This window comes from Kitasatospora sp. NPDC090308, assembly GCF_044769485.1.
Lineage (GTDB): Bacteria > Actinomycetota > Actinomycetes > Streptomycetales > Streptomycetaceae > Kitasatospora > Kitasatospora fiedleri.
Genome location: NZ_JBIVXY010000005.1, coordinates 345,723 through 361,209, shown reverse-complemented (window position 1 = coordinate 361,209; position 15,487 = coordinate 345,723). Strand labels below are relative to the sequence as shown.

At 74.7% G+C, this 15,487-nt stretch carries 15 protein-coding genes; 11 read left to right on the top strand and 4 right to left on the bottom strand.

From position 1 onward, the window contains the following. The first annotated feature begins 272 nt into the window (after window positions 1-272). The 5 genes from ACIQVD_RS14815 (at window position 273) to ACIQVD_RS14795 (ending at window position 6,281) form a co-directional block, all read left to right on the top strand. Window positions 273-1,394, top strand: coding sequence for an LLM class flavin-dependent oxidoreductase (locus ACIQVD_RS14815; protein WP_100835211.1), 1,122 nt, complete (start codon window positions 273-275; stop codon window positions 1,392-1,394). After that, entirely contained in the window at window positions 1,391-2,326 is a 936-nt protein-coding gene (locus ACIQVD_RS14810; protein WP_402289187.1) for an ABC transporter permease, read from the top strand. The genes ACIQVD_RS14815 and ACIQVD_RS14810 overlap by 4 nt, the downstream gene beginning before the upstream one ends. 38 nt (window positions 2,327-2,364) lie before the next feature. Further along, window positions 2,365-3,414, top strand: coding sequence for an ABC transporter substrate-binding protein (locus ACIQVD_RS14805; protein WP_402289184.1), 1,050 nt, complete (start codon window positions 2,365-2,367; stop codon window positions 3,412-3,414). Window positions 3,415-3,454: 40 nt separating this feature from the next. Further along, window positions 3,455-4,279 (top strand): ABC transporter ATP-binding protein, encoded by an 825-nt coding sequence (locus ACIQVD_RS14800; protein ID WP_402289529.1) that lies wholly within the window; start codon window positions 3,455-3,457, stop codon window positions 4,277-4,279. A 163-nt stretch (window positions 4,280-4,442) separates the two neighbouring features. Beyond that, window positions 4,443-6,281 (top strand): hypothetical protein, encoded by a 1,839-nt coding sequence (locus ACIQVD_RS14795; RefSeq protein ID WP_402289181.1) that lies wholly within the window; start codon window positions 4,443-4,445, stop codon window positions 6,279-6,281. Window positions 6,282-6,505: 224 nt separating this feature from the next. Here the strand turns inward: ACIQVD_RS14795 and ACIQVD_RS14790 are convergent, their stop codons facing one another. Both ACIQVD_RS14790 and ACIQVD_RS14785 read right to left on the bottom strand, forming a co-directional pair. After that, window positions 6,506-7,900: a uracil-xanthine permease family protein gene (locus ACIQVD_RS14790; protein WP_402289178.1), complete on the bottom strand. Its 1,395-nt coding sequence runs from the start codon at window positions 7,898-7,900 to the stop codon at window positions 6,506-6,508. A 182-nt stretch (window positions 7,901-8,082) separates the two neighbouring features. Continuing rightward, a complete protein-coding gene (locus tag ACIQVD_RS14785; protein ID WP_402289175.1) occupies window positions 8,083-8,655 on the bottom strand; it encodes a TetR/AcrR family transcriptional regulator in 573 nt (190 codons plus the stop codon). A gap of 83 nt (window positions 8,656-8,738) precedes the next feature. On the opposite strand from ACIQVD_RS14785, the gene ACIQVD_RS14780 reads away from it, so the two are divergent. The 3 genes from ACIQVD_RS14780 to ACIQVD_RS14770 all read left to right on the top strand — a co-directional run bounded on the left by ACIQVD_RS14780 (window position 8,739) and on the right by ACIQVD_RS14770 (window position 10,436). Then, a complete protein-coding gene (locus ACIQVD_RS14780; RefSeq protein ID WP_402289172.1) occupies window positions 8,739-9,617 on the top strand; it encodes an SDR family oxidoreductase in 879 nt (292 codons plus the stop codon). Between the two features lie 302 nt (window positions 9,618-9,919). Next, window positions 9,920-10,108 (top strand): hypothetical protein, encoded by a 189-nt coding sequence (locus ACIQVD_RS14775; protein ID WP_402289169.1) that lies wholly within the window; start codon window positions 9,920-9,922, stop codon window positions 10,106-10,108. Window positions 10,109-10,187: 79 nt separating this feature from the next. Then, complete coding sequence (locus tag ACIQVD_RS14770; protein ID WP_402289167.1) at window positions 10,188-10,436, top strand: hypothetical protein; 249 nt, start codon at window positions 10,188-10,190, stop codon at window positions 10,434-10,436. Between the two features lie 133 nt (window positions 10,437-10,569). Here the strand turns inward: ACIQVD_RS14770 and ACIQVD_RS14765 are convergent, their stop codons facing one another. Further along, window positions 10,570-10,908 (bottom strand): hypothetical protein, encoded by a 339-nt coding sequence (locus ACIQVD_RS14765; RefSeq protein WP_402289164.1) that lies wholly within the window; start codon window positions 10,906-10,908, stop codon window positions 10,570-10,572. 492 nt (window positions 10,909-11,400) lie between these two features. Here ACIQVD_RS14765 and ACIQVD_RS14760 point away from each other — a divergent pair, with 492 nt between their 5' ends. Further along, window positions 11,401-12,645, top strand: a complete 1,245-nt coding sequence (locus ACIQVD_RS14760) for a peptidase S8 (protein WP_400686341.1) — start codon at window positions 11,401-11,403, stop codon at window positions 12,643-12,645. Window positions 12,646-12,721: 76 nt separating this feature from the next. Here ACIQVD_RS14760 and ACIQVD_RS14755 read toward each other — a convergent pair whose 3' ends face one another. Then, window positions 12,722-13,645, bottom strand: coding sequence for an NAD(P)H-binding protein (locus ACIQVD_RS14755; protein ID WP_402289161.1), 924 nt, complete (start codon window positions 13,643-13,645; stop codon window positions 12,722-12,724). Window positions 13,646-13,731: 86 nt separating this feature from the next. Between ACIQVD_RS14755 and ACIQVD_RS14750 the strand changes: the two genes are divergently transcribed. Further along, window positions 13,732-14,448, top strand: a complete 717-nt coding sequence (locus tag ACIQVD_RS14750) for a TetR/AcrR family transcriptional regulator (RefSeq protein ID WP_400686336.1) — start codon at window positions 13,732-13,734, stop codon at window positions 14,446-14,448. Between the two features lie 268 nt (window positions 14,449-14,716). Continuing rightward, window positions 14,717-15,484, top strand: coding sequence for an NPP1 family protein (locus tag ACIQVD_RS14745; RefSeq protein WP_402289159.1), 768 nt, complete (start codon window positions 14,717-14,719; stop codon window positions 15,482-15,484). The last annotated feature ends 3 nt before the right edge of the window (window positions 15,485-15,487 follow it).

Genomic DNA, 15,487 nt, shown 5'->3' with positions numbered 1-15,487 from the left:
CACATCGACCTTCTCCGGGTGTGTTCCGCTGCCTGTCGCCGCGCCTGAGCGCCGCACGCCCCCGGCTTCGCCGGTACCCCGCCGCACCTGCGCGTCCGTAGCCCCCGCGTCCGCACCCCCGCGTCCGCAGCGGGTGCGGAGGGTGCCGTCGCCGCGCCCGCACCCTGCCGACCGTACGACCCGGTACGCCCGGTCAGTCCGGTACGCCCGTGTGCGAGCCCCGCCCGCTGTCCCGCCCGCCGCCTCGGCCGCCCCCGGAGAAGAGGACCCCCGTGCCCGACCGAACCCCCGTGTTCCACTGGTTCCTGCCCACCGGCGGCGACGGCCGCGACCCCGGCGGCGTCACCGCCGTGCAGGGCCGCACCGGTGCCGCGACCCGCCGGCCCGCCGACGTCGACTACCTGGCGCAGGTCGCCCGGGCCGCCGAGCAGGCCGGGTTCACCGCGCTGCTCGCGCCGGTCGGCCTCGGCTGCGTCGACCCGTGGGTCCTGGCCACCGCGCTCACCCAGCACACCCGCCGGATCGGCTTCCTGGTCGCCTTCCGAGCCGGTTTCGCCAGCCCCACCCTGCTCGCCCAGCAGGCCGACTCCTTCCGCCGCCTGGCCGGCGGCCGGCTCCGGCTGAACGTGGTGACCGGCGGCGACCCCGCCGAACAGCGCGCCTACGGCGACCACCTGGCCCACGACGAGCGCTACGCCCGTACCGACGAGGTGATGGCCGCGCTGCGCGACCTGCTGGACGGCAAGCGCGTCGACCGCCGGGGCGAGCACCTGCAACTCGCCGACGCCCAACTCGTCGACCCCGCCGTCGAGCACCCCGTCCCGCTGTACTTCGGCGGCGCCTCGCCCGCCGCCGAGCAGGTCGCCGCCCGCCGCGCCGACGTCCAACTGCTGTGGGGCGAACCGCCGGCGGCGATCGCCGAGCGGATCACCCGGCTGCGCGCGATCGCCGCCGAGCAGGGGCGCACCCTGCGGTACGGGCTGCGGCTGCACGTGATCAGCCGCGACACCGCCGAGCAGGCGTGGGCCGAGGCCGACCGGATCCTGTCCGGCATCGACCCGGCGGCCGTCCGGGCCAGCCAGGCCCGGTTCGCCGCGATGGACTCCACCGGCCAGGCCCGGATGGCGGCCCTGCACGGCGGCGGCACCGCCGCCGCCCGCGACCTGCTGGTCGCCCCCAACCTGTGGGCCGGCATCGGCCTGGTCCGGGAGGGCGCCGGCACCGCCCTGGTCGGCTCGCACGACGAGGTCGCCGCCCGCCTCGCCGAGTACCGGGCCCTGGGCGTCGACGAGTTCATCCTCTCCGGCTACCCGCACCTGGAGGAGGCGTACCGGGTCGGCGAGGAGGTCGTGCCCCGGGTGCGCGCCCTGCTGGCCGAACGGGACGCGGCATGAGCGCGGCGACGGGGACCGGGACGACGACCGGTACGACGACCGCCACGAAGGCCGGTACGAAGGCCGGTACGAAGGCCGGTACGGCGGGCGTGACGGGAACGCCGGGTGCGGCGGGCGCGTGGGCCGGGGCCTCCCGGGGCCGGGCGGCCGAGGCGCTGCGCTGGACGGCGCTGCGCGCCCTGGCGCTCGCCGCGCTGCTGGCCGGCTGGCAGCTCGTCGTCCAACTCCAGGTGTGGCCGAGGGCGTTGGTGCCCTCGCCGGGCGAGGTGTGGCACCAGTTCGTGCTCGCCTCCACCGTCCACGACGGCGTCCGCGGCTACAGCGGCCACCTGCTGGGCGAGCACCTCGCCGCCAGCCTGCGCCGGATCGCCCAGGGCACCGGCTGGGCGGTCCTGTTCGGCACCGCGCTCGGCCTGGCGATCGGCACCCTGCGCCCGGTCGCGGTGGTGCTGGAGCCCGCCGTCACCTTCCTGCGCACCCTGCCGCCGCTGGCCTACCTGAGCCTGCTGGTGATCTGGTTCGGCATCGACGAGTCGCCCAAGGTCTGGCTGCTGCTGATCGCCGCGCTGCCGCCGGTCGCCGCCGCCACCGCGGCCGCCGTGCGCGGGGTGCCCGGCGACCTGCTGGAGGCCGCCCGGGCGCTCGGCGCGGGCCGCTGGTCGCTGCTGGGCGGGGTGGTGCTGCCCGCCGCGCTGCCCGAGATCCTCACCGGGGTGCGGATCGCCGTCGGCGTCGCGTACACCTCGGTGGTGGCCGCCGAGACCATCAACGGGGTGCCCGGCATCGGCGGCATGATCCGCGACGCCCAGCGCTACAACCAGACCGCCGTCGTGCTCGCCGGAATCATCACCATCGGCCTGTCCGGCATCGTCCTGGACGGCCTGCTCAAGGCCGTCGAACGGCTCGCCGTGCCCTGGCGCGGACTCGCCTGACCGTCCGTCAATCCTTTTTTATCCCAAGGGAGTTCGCCATGTCCGAGAACCGCCGTACCGTCCTGCGCGCCGCCACCGCCGCCGCGGCGGCCGTGCTGCTGACCGCCGCCGCCACCGCCTGCTCCAGCTCCGGATCCGGCAGCGCCGACGGCAAGGGCAGAACCACCGTCCGGATCGCCTACCAGGAGATACCCAACGCCGACCTGGTGGTGAAGGACAGGCGGCTGCTGGAGCAGGCGCTGCCCGACGCCGACGTCAAGTGGGTGAAGTTCGACTCCGGCGGCGACGTCAACACCGCCGTCCTGGCCGGCTCGGTCGACTTCGGACTGGCCGGCTCCAGCCCCGTCACCAAGGGCCTGGCCGCGCCGCTGAACATCCCGTACAAGGTGCTCTGGGTGCACGACCTGATCGGCGAGAACGAGGCGCTGGTCGCCCGCGGCGGCATCACCTCGGTGGAGCAGCTGGTCGGCAAGAAGGTCGCCACCCCGTTCGGCTCCACCTCGCACTACTCGCTGCTGGCCGCCCTCCAGGCGGCCGGCGTCGACCCGGCGAAGGTGAACGTCATCGACCTCCAGCCGCAGGACGCGCTGGCCGCCTGGAAGCGCGGCGACATCGACGCCGCCTACACCTGGACGCCCACCCTCACCGAGCTGGAGAAGGACGGCAAGGTGCTGGTGACCAGCCGCCAGCTCGCCGACCAGGGCAAGCGCACCGCCGACCTCGGCGTGGTCACGAACGCCTTCGCCCAGGCCCACCCCGAGATCGTCACCGCCTGGCTCAAGGCCGAGGACCAGGCCGTCACGCTCGCCAAGAGCGACCCCGAGCAGGCCGCCGCCTCGATCGCCAAGGAGCTCAACCTCAGCCCCGCCGACGCGCTCGCCCAGCTCAAGCAGCTCGTCCTGCTCACCGCCGCCGAACAGGCCGGCCCCGACTACCTGGGCAAGCCCGGCGCGCCCGGCAGGCTCGCCGACAACCTGCACGACGCCGCGGTGTTCCTGAAGGGCCAGCAGAAGATCGACGCGGTGCCCGACGCCTCGGTGTTCGCCAAGGCACTGGCCGTGGAGGAGCTGGCCCGTGTCACCGGCTGAGGCGCCCGGACCGCCGACCGGGGCGGCCGGGGCGGCCGAGGTGGGCGAGGTGGCCGAGGCGGCCGAACGCACGCCCCCCGCAGTCGCGTTGGACCGGATCACGGTCCGGTACGGCGGCACGCGGGGCCGGCGGCGGGCCGGGCGTGAGGTGACCGCCGTCCACGACGTCTCGTTGACCGTCGCGGAGGGGGAGTTCGTCGTCCTGGTCGGCCCGTCCGGCTGCGGCAAGACCACCCTGCTGCGGGTGGTCGCCGGGTTCGAACCGGCCGTCGAGGGCGGCGCGCTGGTGCACGGCGCGCCGCCCCGGCCCGGGCACGGCACCGGGCTGGTGTTCCAGCAGCCGCGGCTGTTCCCGTGGCGCACCGTCGGCGGCAACCTGGCCTTCGCGCTCGCCCGGCACGGTCTGCCCCGGGCCGAACGGGCCGCCCGCACGGCCGAGTTGCTCGACCTGGTCGGCCTGTCCGGCTACGCCGGGCGGCGCACCTGGGAGCTGTCCGGCGGCCAGCAGCAACGGGTCGCCATCGCCCGGGCACTGGCCGGCCGGCCCCGGCTGCTGCTGCTCGACGAGCCGTTCGCCGCCCTGGACGCGCTCACCCGCGAACGCCTCCAGGAGGAACTGCGCACCCTCACCGCCCGGACCGGCACCGCCGTGCTGTTCGTCACGCACTCGGTGGACGAGGCGGTGCTGCTCGGCTCCCGGGTCCTGGTGATGGCCGCCGACCCCGGCCGGGTGGTCGCCGACCTGCCCGTCGACCTGCCCCGCGACAGCGCCACCGACCCCGCCGCGCTGCGCGGCACCCCCGAGTTCGCCCACCTGCGCGGCACGCTCTCCCGCACCCTGCGGGAGGCCGCCGGGGCCGCCTGACGGGCCGTCACGCCAGCGTGTCCGGCAACGGCCGAGGACCGGGGTTCACGGCGGCGCTCAGTCCGGTCGTCCGCCCGCTCCGCAGGCTTGCCGGGCGGGCGGGGCGGGAACGATGGACCAGGGGGGCCCGCGCCGTGGAGCGGGTCGGGAACGGGGGAGCGGGATGACGAGTGCACGGGGCCGCCACGCGGCGCGGAGCGCCCTGGTCTTGGTGGCCGTCTGGTGGCTGTGGATGCCGCTGCTGGCGGTGCTGACCCGGGTGGTCAAGCACTTCCTGTTCGGCGGCTTCGGCCAGCAGGACCAGAGCTACCTGCTGCTGGTCGAGCGCCTGTTCTTCCCGCGCGGCGGCCCGCTGGACGCCGCGCCGCTGTTCTGGTTCTGGCTCGCGATCGGCCTGGGCGGCACCGGGGTGGCGCTCGGGTACGTGGTCGAGGAGTCCGGGGCGGGCCTGCGCGACTGGTGGGTCCGGCTGGCGACGGCCGCGGTGGTGCTGGCGGTGCTCGGCTCGCTGGTGCGCGCGGGCACCGGCCTGTGGGACGACGACAAGGACGCGGGCCGGTTCTACGCCCGCTCCACCGTCCTGGACGTACCGGCGGGCGGCGCGGCCACCCCGCGCTCGGTGCTCCCGGTCACCGAGCACAGCCGTCCCGGCGACGGTACGCGCTGCGACCTGGTCGGCACCTCGGACGTCCCGGCCTGCGTCAAGACCGCCCCGATGCCGGACTTCGACTTCGAGGCCCGCACCGCGTCCTACGCCGCCGCCACCAAGGCGCTCACCGACAGCGCGGGCCTGACCTCCGGCGTCCACCTGCTGAACCACAGCCTGCACTACCTGCCCGGCGCCGCCGCCGGCGACGGCGCTGCGGGTGACGGCAGCAGCGGCCGGCCGGCGGCCGGGGTGTGGACGGCCGTGCTGGACGGCTCCGGCGAGCAGCCGATGGAGGGCGTCGCGGTCTGGGACGGCGGCTCCAACTCCGTCACCTCCTGCGCCTTCGGCGGCGACCACGCCTTCGACCGGGCCTTCGGCGGGACGGGCGCGGTCAGCCTGCGCAACCTGCTCGCCGAGCGCTTCCCCGACCTGGTCTACAGCGACCAGGACATCTGGGGCTACTGCGACGGCCCGGACGTCCGCACCGCCCGGCCCGTGGTCGTCATCTCGGTGGCCAGGCAGACCGGTTGGAAGCAGCGCACGGTGCTCGCCCCGGCCGGCGTCCTGGTGCTCAAGGGCTCCGCCGACGGTCGCCCCGACCTCGCCCACCGGCCCACCGCGGCCCCCGGCGACCTGCCCGGCGCGGTCTACCCGGCCTCGGTGGTCCGCTCGCAGATCCACGAGGTGCAGTGGCTCGGCGGGCGCGGCGCCAAGGACGACCGCGGCTTCGGCTACGACCACACCTCGGCCGCCGCGAACGCCACCAACCCCGGCGAGTTCCTGCTCCGCTCGAAGGCCGACGGCCACCTGTACTACGTGACGCCGCTGGTGCCCCGGGACAGCTCCTCGCAACTGGTGGTCGCCTTCGCGGTCCTCCAGGCCGACCGGGTCGGCGACGGCCTCAACGACCTGCACGTGTACGTCCGGGCCGACGACGCCCCGTCGGTCAACCTGGACGTGCTGGCCAGCCGGATGGTCTCGTACATGGCCCAGCAGACCTCGATCACCATCAGCGTGGGCGAGGGCGGCGCGCTCCAGGAGATCATCCCGTTCGGCCGGGACATGTGGCGCGGCTTCGTCGACTTCAACGGGCAGACCCAGGACTACATCGACCTCTCGGGCGACGCCACCGTCACCCCCAACCTGGTCTCCCTCAAGGGCGCCGTCATCCCGCCCGGCGCCCAGCCGCAACCGCAGCCGCAGCCCGATCCGGCGGCGACGCCCGCGCCGCAGCCCTCCACAGCACCCGTCGGCTGCGGCGGCGACCCGGCCCAGCTCTCCGACCGCCAACTCGCTGACTGCATCGCCGAGTTGTCCCGCACCCTGCAGGGCCGCCTGCCGGCCGGTGGCTGAACCGGCCGACGGGCGGGCTCTCGGCGTCGGGCGTCCGCCGCAGCGCGGGCGGCGCCGCTACACCGAGGGCGACGTGGAGCGGCTGCGGCTGCGCACCGTCCTGCGCGCCCACGAGCAGCGCGTCCTGGACCGACTCGCCGAGCCGCACCGCTCGTTGGACATCGTCCGGCACGAGGTCGCGGCGTACGAGGACTACCTCGACGGGGCGGCGGACCGAGCCGGCCTCACTCCCGCCGCTCGTCGTCGTACGCGCTGGTGCCCTCGTCCAGCAGCGGGCCGTCCCCGGGCTGCGGGTGCTTCAGGTGGGCGGGGGCCAGGGCGCGCAGGCCGTGGTAGCCGAGCAGCGTGATCAGGGTGCCCAGCGCGATGCCGCTCAACTCGAAGTCGTCGGTGAACTTCAGCGTCACGTTGCCGATGCCGACGATCACGCCCGCCGCGACCGGCACCAGGTTCAGCGGGTTGGTCAGGTCCACCTTGTTGTGGATCCAGATCTGCGCGCCCAGCAGGCCGATCATGCCGTACAGCACCACCGTGATGCCGCCCAGCACCCCGCCCGGGACCGCCGCGATCACCGCGCCGAACTTCGGGCACAGGCCGAACAGGATCGCGAAGCCGGCCGCGCACCAGTACGCCGCCGTCGAGTACACCCGGGTCGCCGCCATCACGCCGATGTTCTCCGCGTACGTGGTCGTCGCCGGACCGCCCACCGCCGTGGAGAGCACCGTCGCCGCGCCGTCCGCCATGATCGCGGTGCCCATCCGGTCGTCCAGCGGGTCACCCGTCATCTCCGAGACGGCCTTCACGTGCCCGGCGTTCTCCGCGATCAGCGCCACCACCACCGGCAGCGCCACCAGCACCGCCGAGGTCGAGAAGCTCGGCGCGTGCAGCGACGGCAGGCCGATCCAGTCCGCCTTGCCGACGCCCGACAGGTCGAGGCGCCAGTGCTCCGTCGCCGCCCCGCCGCCCACCGGCGAGTCGATCCTTCCGAAGACGCGGTCGAACAGCCAGGACGCCGCGTACCCGAACACCAGCCCCAGGAAGATCGCGATCCGTGACCAGAACCCGCGCAGCACCACCAGCGCCAGCGCCGTGAACGCCATCGTCAGCAGCGCCGTCCACTGGTCCTGCGGCCAGTACGTCCCCGCCGCCACCGGCGCCAGGTTGAACCCGATCAGCATCACCACCGCGCCCGTCACCACCGGCGGCAGCACCGCGTGGATCACCCGCGCCCCGAACCCCTGCACCACCGCCCCGCACGCCGCCAGCACCGCGCCCACCACCAGCAGCGCACCCGTCAGCGTCGACGCGTCCCCGCCCTGGGCCTTGATCACCGCCGCCACGCCCACGAACGACAGGCTGGAGCCCAGGTACGACGGAATCCGCCCCTGCGTCACCAGCAGGAAGAACACCGTCGCCACACCCGACACCATCACCGCGAGGTTCGGGTCCAACCCCATCAACACCGGCGCGACGAACGTCGCCCCGAACATCGCCACCACGTGCTGCGCCCCGAGCCCGACCGTCCGCCCCCACGACAGCCGCTCGTCCGGCCGCACCACCGCCCCCGGCCGCGGCGCCCGCCCGTCCCCGTGCAGCTTCCACCCGAACCCGACCTTCATCCCGTTCCCTGTTCCACTCGACCGGACCGCCCTGGAGCGGGCTCCATGACCACATGCTGACGCACCATGATCCCCCGCCCGCGGAATCGTCCGGGTCGGTGGGCGCCGCGTCAACCGGGTCGTCGAAGAGAGGGGGCGGACGACGTCGCCGAGGTCGGTGCCGCCTGCCGGGACAGCCGGGGCTACCGCAGGTCGGTGACGGCCGAGCGCAGTTCCTCGAACGCCGCGCGCAGGTGGGGGGCGAGTTCCTCGTCGTCCCGTTCGGGGTTCCACCGCTGGTACCCCGTGGTGAAGGCGAGCACGCCGATCTCGGCCGCTATCCGCGCCGCCGGTCGGGGCACCCGCCGCCTCCCGAGCGCTTCGGCCATCGCGGCGGCGAGGCCGGCGTGCTTCTGCTCCAGGCCTTCCTGGAGCTCCCGGTTCGCCTCGACCGCCGCTCGCATCAGCGGACTGATCTCGCGGTTGAAGGGCGTCATCGCGGCGGCGGCGTGTTCCAGCCCGGCGCGCACGGCCTCCAGCGGGGTGGCCGAGGGCGGGGCGGCCTCGATGCCGTCGGCCAGCAGGCGGCCGAGCGTCTCCCGGCCCGCGGTGAGGACGTCCCGCTTGTCGCCGAAGTAGCGGTGGAAGGTGCTGCGGGTCAGGCCCGCCCGCTCGGCGATCTGGGAGACGGTGGTGGCGTCGTAGCCCTGCTCCGCGAACAGCCGCAGTGCTTCGGCTACCAGGCGCTGCCGGGCGTCGGGCTTCCATCGTGGCATGTCGCCATCGTACGTGATGCGACAGGTGGCGCATCGCGTGTACATTGATGAGACACCTGTTGCATCACTCTGGGGAGACTCCCATGCACGTGTTCATCACCGGCGGGACCGGCCTGATCGGATCCGCCGTCCTCGCCGAACTCCTCTCCGCGGACCACCGCGTCACCGCGCTCGCGCGCTCCGACGCCTCGGCCGCGAAGGCCCGGGCGGCCGGCGCCGACGTCCTGCGCGGCAGCCTCACCGACCTGGACGTCCTGCGCGAGGGCGCCCGGAAGGCCGACGGCGTGATCAGCCTCGCCTTCGGCAACGACTTCAGCGCGCCGGACGCGTTCGTCCGGGCGATGGCCGAGGAGGCCGCCGCCGTCGACGCGCTGGGAGAGTCCCTGGTGGGCACGGACCGCCCGCTGGTCGTGGTCTCGGGCACCCCCGCCGTGCCGGGCCGGCCCGCCACCGAACAGGACGCCCTGCCCGAGGGCCCGGTCGCCGAGCGCAGCCGCACCGTGGCCCGCGCGCTCGCGCTGGCGTCCCGGGGCGTGCGCAGCTCCGCGGTGCGCATGCCGCGCACCGTGCACGACAACGGCGCCGGCGGCTTCGCCGGACTGCTCACCGAGGCCGCCCGCCGCACCGGCGTCGCGGGCTACCCGGGCGACGGCGAGCAGCGCTGGCCCGCCGTCCACGCGCGCGACGCCGCCGTGCTGTTCCGCCTCGCCCTGGAGCAGTCCCCCGCCGGCGGCGTCTACCACGCGGTCGCCGACGAGGGCGACAAGGTCCGCGACATCGCCGCGGTCATCGGTCGCCGCCTCGACCTCCCGGTCCGGCCCGTCCCGCAGGAGGACTTCGGCTTCCTCGGCCCGATCTTCGCCACCGACCAGCCCGCCACCAGCACCCGCACCCGCGCCGCCCTCGGCTGGACGCCCACCCACCCGAGCCTGCTGGAAGACCTGGAGAACATCGCACCCTGACCCCCGCCGGCCCCGCCCGGACGGCGACACCCGCAGTGCGGCCGGCCGGAGCTGTCGTCCTCCGTCAGGTGGGCCGTCGACAAGGTCCGGTCCGACCGCAGCAGGACATCGCCCGGACGGTTGTGCCGTGCTGCGGTAAGCGCCCTCGCAGGCGGCCGGTGCGCCGGCGCCCTGCGAGGGCTTCCGGGTCGACCCTGTTTTCTCGTGACCGCGGGGGAGATCCGTCGTAGCCTGCTGCCCGCGGATCGTGCGGGAAGGGAAGTGGGCTACGGACGTGGGACGCGCTTCCAGCGGATCGCCTCGTGAGTAGGCGTCGCTACGTGGCCAGAGGTGTTCCTGGCGGATACCGCGTCTGGGACAACCGGGGGCGCCGGTGGTGGGGTGATCTTTACGAGCTCTGCCCCGACGATCTCACTGCCGAACTGAACGGCGGGGCCGATCCGGAGAGACTCACCGCTCTCCTCAAGCGGTACAGGGCCCAGAAGCGGTAGTGCGGATGTCGTGACAGGAGGGCGAAGAGGTCCCGGGCCGGGGCGCCGAGCAGGCCGTCCGCGCGTGAGTCTGCGGCCCATGACGCCGATCATCGCCCGGCGGATCGACGGCGAAGTGCCGGCGGGTGGTTCGGGGGCCGCCGAGGCGGCGCCCGGGTTCATCGCGCGGCTCGACGGGGCGTACCGCCGGCTCACCGTGGACGACGGCGCCGCCGCCTTGGGCGCGGCGCTGGGGCTGCGGCGGTCCGTCCTCGCGGAGCGCGAGGGGTGGGGGCGCCGCAGGCCGGTCGAGATCCCCTGGGGGAGTGGCCCGGGCGGGCGCCACTGAGCGCGCGACGGCCCGCGCGCGACGGCCCCCGCCGACTCCGTTGCGGCGGGGGCGACTTGGGCGGTGGTGGTCCGGTTGCCCGGCTGCCGCACTACGGCCCGCCATCGGGGCCCCGATGGCGGGCCGGGTCGGGTCAGGGGCGGCGGAGCTTGCGGAAGATCAGCCAGACCACCAGGGCGATCACCGCGATCACGATGACGGACACCAGCAGGAAGCCGATCAGGCCGCCCTTGGACTTCTTCTTTTTCTTCGCCTTGCTCTTCGCCAACTGGGTGGCGTGCTGGGCCCGTTGGCCGGTCGGGGCCTGGGGCTGGGTCTGGGTGCCGGCCGCCGGTGCGGCGGCGGGTGCCTGCTGGGCGGCGGCGGTGACCGCGGTGGTGCGCGGTGCGGCGGACGCCGTGCCGGTGGCCAGCGTGGCGCCGCCGCCCGCCAGTGCCAGGGCGAGCAGCACTCCTGCCAGACGTGTTCTCATCTGCCAACCTCGTTCCCGTCCGGCCCCCGTGGCCTGCGACCGGTTCACTGTGGCAGGTGTCGGGCGCGCCGCGACAGGGGAGGGGCGCGGCCTGTTCCCGGACTGTGACGGTGTCACCGCCCGGTCCGGCGACGGTCACGGTCGGGTCCCCGGGGGTCGGGGGCGGAAGCGGCGGAAGCGGCGGAGGGGGCGGAAGGGGGCGGAAGGGGGCGGAAGCGGAGGTAAACCCTCCCCAGGCGAAGGGGCGTCGACTGGCCAAGCGTCAGGCCCGTTGGGTAAAGGTGCGGTTCGGATCGTCCCGGGCCGCTTGTTGGGCATGAGCATGCCCGCCTACTGTCGAACGCCAGTCCGGTGTTGCACGGACTCCCCGGTTCGACGGCGGCCCCGAATCCCGCCGTCAGGCCCGGCCCGGCCACGCGGGCGGACACCATCCGCCGGTGCGGCCCGGCCTGCACCGCTTCCGGTCTACCCCAGCCAAGGAGGCACTTCCGCATGCGCACTTCCGCCGCAGCCCGCCGTACGGCCCTCGCCGTCGCGGGCACCGCCGCCCTCCTCCTCTCCGCCTTCACGGCCGCCGCCCCGGCGGGCGCGGCGGCCGACCCCCAGGTGTACGGCAAGGACGGCACGTCCTGGGTCAAGGCGTGCGACACCCTCGCCCACGGCGACACCGTGGCCTGTCACGCGCTGCGCGTGACCAGCACGGTGGAGGGCGTCCGGCAGCTCGGCGTCACCCCGAACGCCACCCCGTCCGGCCTCGGGCCGAGCGACCTGCTGAGCGCCTACAAGCTGCCAGCCAACGGCGGCGCCGGGACGACCATCGCGATCGTGGACGCGTACAACGACCCGAACGCCGAGTCGGACATGGCCGTCTACCGCTCCCAGTACGGACTGCCCGCCTGCACCAAGGCCAGCGGGTGCTTCAAGCAGGTCAACCAGACCGGCGGCAGCAGCCTGCCGGCGAACAACTCCGGCTGGGCGGGCGAGATATCGCTCGACCTCGACATGGTCTCCGCGATCGCCCCCAACGCCCACATCATCCTGGTCGAGGCGAGCAGCGCGACCATGGCCAACCTCGGCACCTCGGTGAACACCGCGGTGAGCCTGGGCGCCAAGTTCGTCTCCAACAGCTACGGCGGCTCGGAGTCCTCCGCCGACACCTCGTACGACTCCTCGTACTTCAACCACCCGGGCGTCGCCATCACCGTCTCCTCCGGCGACTCCGCCTACGGCGCCCAGTACCCGGCCGCCTCCAGGTACGTGACCGCGGTCGGCGGCACCGCCCTCAAGCGGGACTCCAGCGCCCGCGGCTGGTCGGAGAGCGTCTGGCTGACCAACTCCACCGAGGGCACCGGCTCCGGCTGCTCCAAGTACGACGCGAAGCCGACCTGGCAGAAGGACACCGGCTGCACCAAGCGCACCATCGCCGACGTCTCGGCCGTCGCCGACCCCGCCACCGGCGTCGCCGTCTACCAGACCTACGGCGGCAGCGGCTGGGCCGTCTACGGCGGCACCAGCGCCGCGGCCCCGATCATCGCCGGCGTCTACGCCCTGGGCGGCAACCCCTCCAGCGGCTCCAGCCCGGCGTCCTTCCCCTACGCCCACACCTCCGCGCTCTTCGACGTGACCTCCGGCTCGAACGGCTCCTGCTCGCCCTCCTACCTCTGCAAGGCCGGCGCCGGCTACGACGGCCCGACCGGCCTCGGCACCCCCAACGGCACCGCCGCCTTCACCGGCTGACGCCGCACCGCTCGGAACGGCTCCGACCGGAGGCCGCCACCCCGCGAGCCGGGGTGGCGGCCTCCGCCGTGTCAGGTCAGGCGGCGCCGGCGAGCAGGTCCCGGACGGTGCGGGGCTCGCGGGCGAGGAGGGCGGACAGCAGCGGGTCGGTGCCCGCGAAGTGGCCCTGGGCGGCGGCCTGGTAGATGCCGAGGGTGAAGCGGGCCATGAACTCCGGCGTGCCCGAGGCCACTTGGGTGGCCACCCACTCCTCGGGACCGACGGTGACGCAGCGGACCGGACGGCCGGACAGCTCGGCGGCCAGGTCGGCCACCTGGTGGAAGGTGGGCGCCGCGGCGGCGGTGAGGGTGACCGGGCCGTCGTACCCGCGGGCGGCCGGACCGCCGTGCCCGTCGGTGGTCGGACCGTCGTGCCCGTCGGCGCCCGGGCCGCCGTGCCCGCCGAGGGTGGCGAGGATGACCGCGGCGGCCTCGGCGGCGTCCTCGCGGGCGGTCCAGGAGACCGGGCCGTCGGCGGGGACGGTGAGGGTGCCGGTCTCGCGCCAGGGCCCGGCCAGGTGGGCGAGGCTGTGGGCGTAGAAGCCGTTGCGCAGGGCGGTCCAGGCGAGGCCGGAGTCGGCGAGCAGCCGCTCGGTCGCGGCGTGGTCGCGGGCGGGCTTGAAGGCGCTGTCGGGGTGGGCGCCCTGGTGGCTGGTGTAGAGGACGCGGCCGACGCCGGCCGCGACGGCGGCGTCGATCGCGGTGCGGTGCAGGGCGACGGCGTCCGCGCCCGGGTCGCTGGCGGAGACCAGCAGCAGTTGGTCGGCGCCCTCGAAGGCGCGGGGCAGCGAGGCCGGGTCGGCGTAGTCGCCGCGGCGCACCCGCACGCCGAGGTCGGCGAACCGCCGGGCCCGGGTGGGTTCGCGCACGGCGACGACGACCTCCGCGGCCGGGACGCGGGCCAGCAGGTGGTCGACGGTGGCGCCGTTGAGCGCGCCGGTGGCTCCGGTGATGACGATCATGGTCCACTCCACGTGTTATCGGTGTTTCGCTTTCGACGTTAGCACTGGAAATTCACCGATAACAAATGTGAGATACCATTGGAAACGTGAACGATGCCGGTCCCCGCCCCCCGCAGACCTCGCGCGACGCCGTCCGCGCCCGGCTGGTCGAGGTCGCCGCCCGACTGCTCGCCGCCGACGGCCCCGACGCGGTCACCACCCGCTCGGTGGCGCTCGCCGCCGGCGTCCAGGCCCCCACCATCTACCGCCTCTTCGGCGACAAGGACGGCCTGCTGGACGCCGTCGCCGAGCACGGCTTCGCCACCTACATGGCGCGCAAACCGCCGGTCGACGCGGACGAGGACCCGGTGCGCGGGCTGCGCGCCGGCTGGGACCTGCACATCGGCTTCGGCCTGGTCAACCCGGCCCTGTTCCGGCTGATGCACACCACGGCGCCGAGCCCGGACGGGCGGTCCGCCGCCGAGGCCGGGCTGCGGATCCTGCGGCAGCGGGTGGGCCGGGTCGCCCGGGCCGGGCGGCTGCGCGTCCCCGAACGGCGCGCCGTCGACCTGATCCGGGCGGCCGGCACCGGGGTCGTCCTCACCCTGATCGACCAGCCCGAGGAGAGCCGCGACACCACCCTGGCCGACCTGGCCTGGGAGGCGGTCCGCAGCACTGTCCTGGTCGACCCCCGGGAACTCGCCCTCTCCGTCCCGGCCACGGCCGCGGTCACCCTGCGCGCCGCGCTGCCCGGCCTGGAGGTGTTCACCCCGCACGAGAGCGCGCTGTTCGGCGACTGGCTGGAGCGCGTCGCCGAAGCCTGAGGACGCGCCGCCGGAGTCCGCGGGCGCGCCGCCGCCCCGTTTCGACCGGCGTTCCCCGCCCGGCCACCCCTCGTGCGCCACCCCTCGTGCACCACCCCGTACCCCCGCGTCGGCGCGCCCGGCGCGGGGGTCGTCCGACGCCCCGGTCCACGCCTTGACGGTCGTGGGTGCCCGCTCTAGATTCGCCGTGCCCGTACCGGAGTTGACGGCCCGTCGGCCGCCCGGAGCGGCGAACCGCACCGCACGCGACGGCTGACGAGGAGCCACCATGCGCAAGCCGAGTTCTCCGGCCAGGGCCCTGCTCGGCCTGGCCGCCGCGACGGCGCTCGTCGTGGCACTGCCGGCCTCCGCCGGGGCCAACGTGCTGACCCGGCTGCCGCAGAACGCCCCGGGGCTGGACCAGACCTTCTCCCCGGCGTACGACTACGACAAGGACGGCTGCTACGCCACGGCCGCGATCGGCGCCGACGGCACGATCAACCCGGGGCTGAAGCTCGGCGGCGACGTCAACGGCCACTGCCACGACTACGCCCAGCTCGCCGACTCCAACACCTACTCGCGCACCAGGTGCAACAACGGCTGGTGCGCGCTGATGTACGCCAGCTACTTCGAGAAGGACCAGGCCACCCTGGGCCCGGCGGCGATCGGGCACCGGCACGACTGGGAGCACGTGCTGGTGTGGGTGCACGACGACCAGGTCCAGTACGTGTCGGTCTCCCAGCACAGCGGCTACCAGGTCGCCGCCCGCTCGGCGATCCGCTTCGACGGCACCCACCCGAAGATCGTCTACCACAAGGACGGCGTCTCCACCCACGACTTCCGGTTCGCCAACGCCAACGACGAGCCGGCCGAGAACGCCACCGGCACCTGGTTCTACCCGCGCCTGGTCGGCTGGGACGGCTACCCGGCCGGCTACCGCGACAAGCTGCTGGCGGCCGACTTCGGCGCGGCCACCATCAAGATCGGCGACGGGGACTTCGCGTACGCGCTGGCGCACGCGATGCCCGCGGGCATCCCGTTCGACCCCAATGCCTGACGC

Excerpts from the sequence above, each read along its gene's own strand:
- ACIQVD_RS14760 (WP_400686341.1), top strand. The coding sequence starts at position 11,401 with ATGCGCACTTCCGCCGCAGCCCGCCGTACGGCCCTCGCCGTCGCGGGC.
- ACIQVD_RS14755 (WP_402289161.1), bottom strand. The coding sequence starts at position 13,645 with ATGATCGTCATCACCGGAGCCACCGGCGCGCTCAACGGCGCCACCGTC.
- ACIQVD_RS14795 (WP_402289181.1), top strand. The coding sequence starts at position 4,443 with ATGACGAGTGCACGGGGCCGCCACGCGGCGCGGAGCGCCCTGGTCTTG.
- ACIQVD_RS14780 (WP_402289172.1), top strand. The coding sequence starts at position 8,739 with ATGCACGTGTTCATCACCGGCGGGACCGGCCTGATCGGATCCGCCGTC.
- ACIQVD_RS14805 (WP_402289184.1), top strand. The coding sequence starts at position 2,365 with ATGTCCGAGAACCGCCGTACCGTCCTGCGCGCCGCCACCGCCGCCGCG.
- ACIQVD_RS14770 (WP_402289167.1), top strand. The coding sequence starts at position 10,188 with ATGACGCCGATCATCGCCCGGCGGATCGACGGCGAAGTGCCGGCGGGT.
- ACIQVD_RS14790 (WP_402289178.1), bottom strand. The coding sequence starts at position 7,900 with ATGAAGGTCGGGTTCGGGTGGAAGCTGCACGGGGACGGGCGGGCGCCG.
- ACIQVD_RS14785 (WP_402289175.1), bottom strand. The coding sequence starts at position 8,655 with ATGCCACGATGGAAGCCCGACGCCCGGCAGCGCCTGGTAGCCGAAGCA.
- ACIQVD_RS14810 (WP_402289187.1), top strand. The coding sequence starts at position 1,391 with ATGAGCGCGGCGACGGGGACCGGGACGACGACCGGTACGACGACCGCC.
- ACIQVD_RS14745 (WP_402289159.1), top strand. The coding sequence starts at position 14,717 with ATGCGCAAGCCGAGTTCTCCGGCCAGGGCCCTGCTCGGCCTGGCCGCC.
- ACIQVD_RS14765 (WP_402289164.1), bottom strand. The coding sequence starts at position 10,908 with ATGAGAACACGTCTGGCAGGAGTGCTGCTCGCCCTGGCACTGGCGGGC.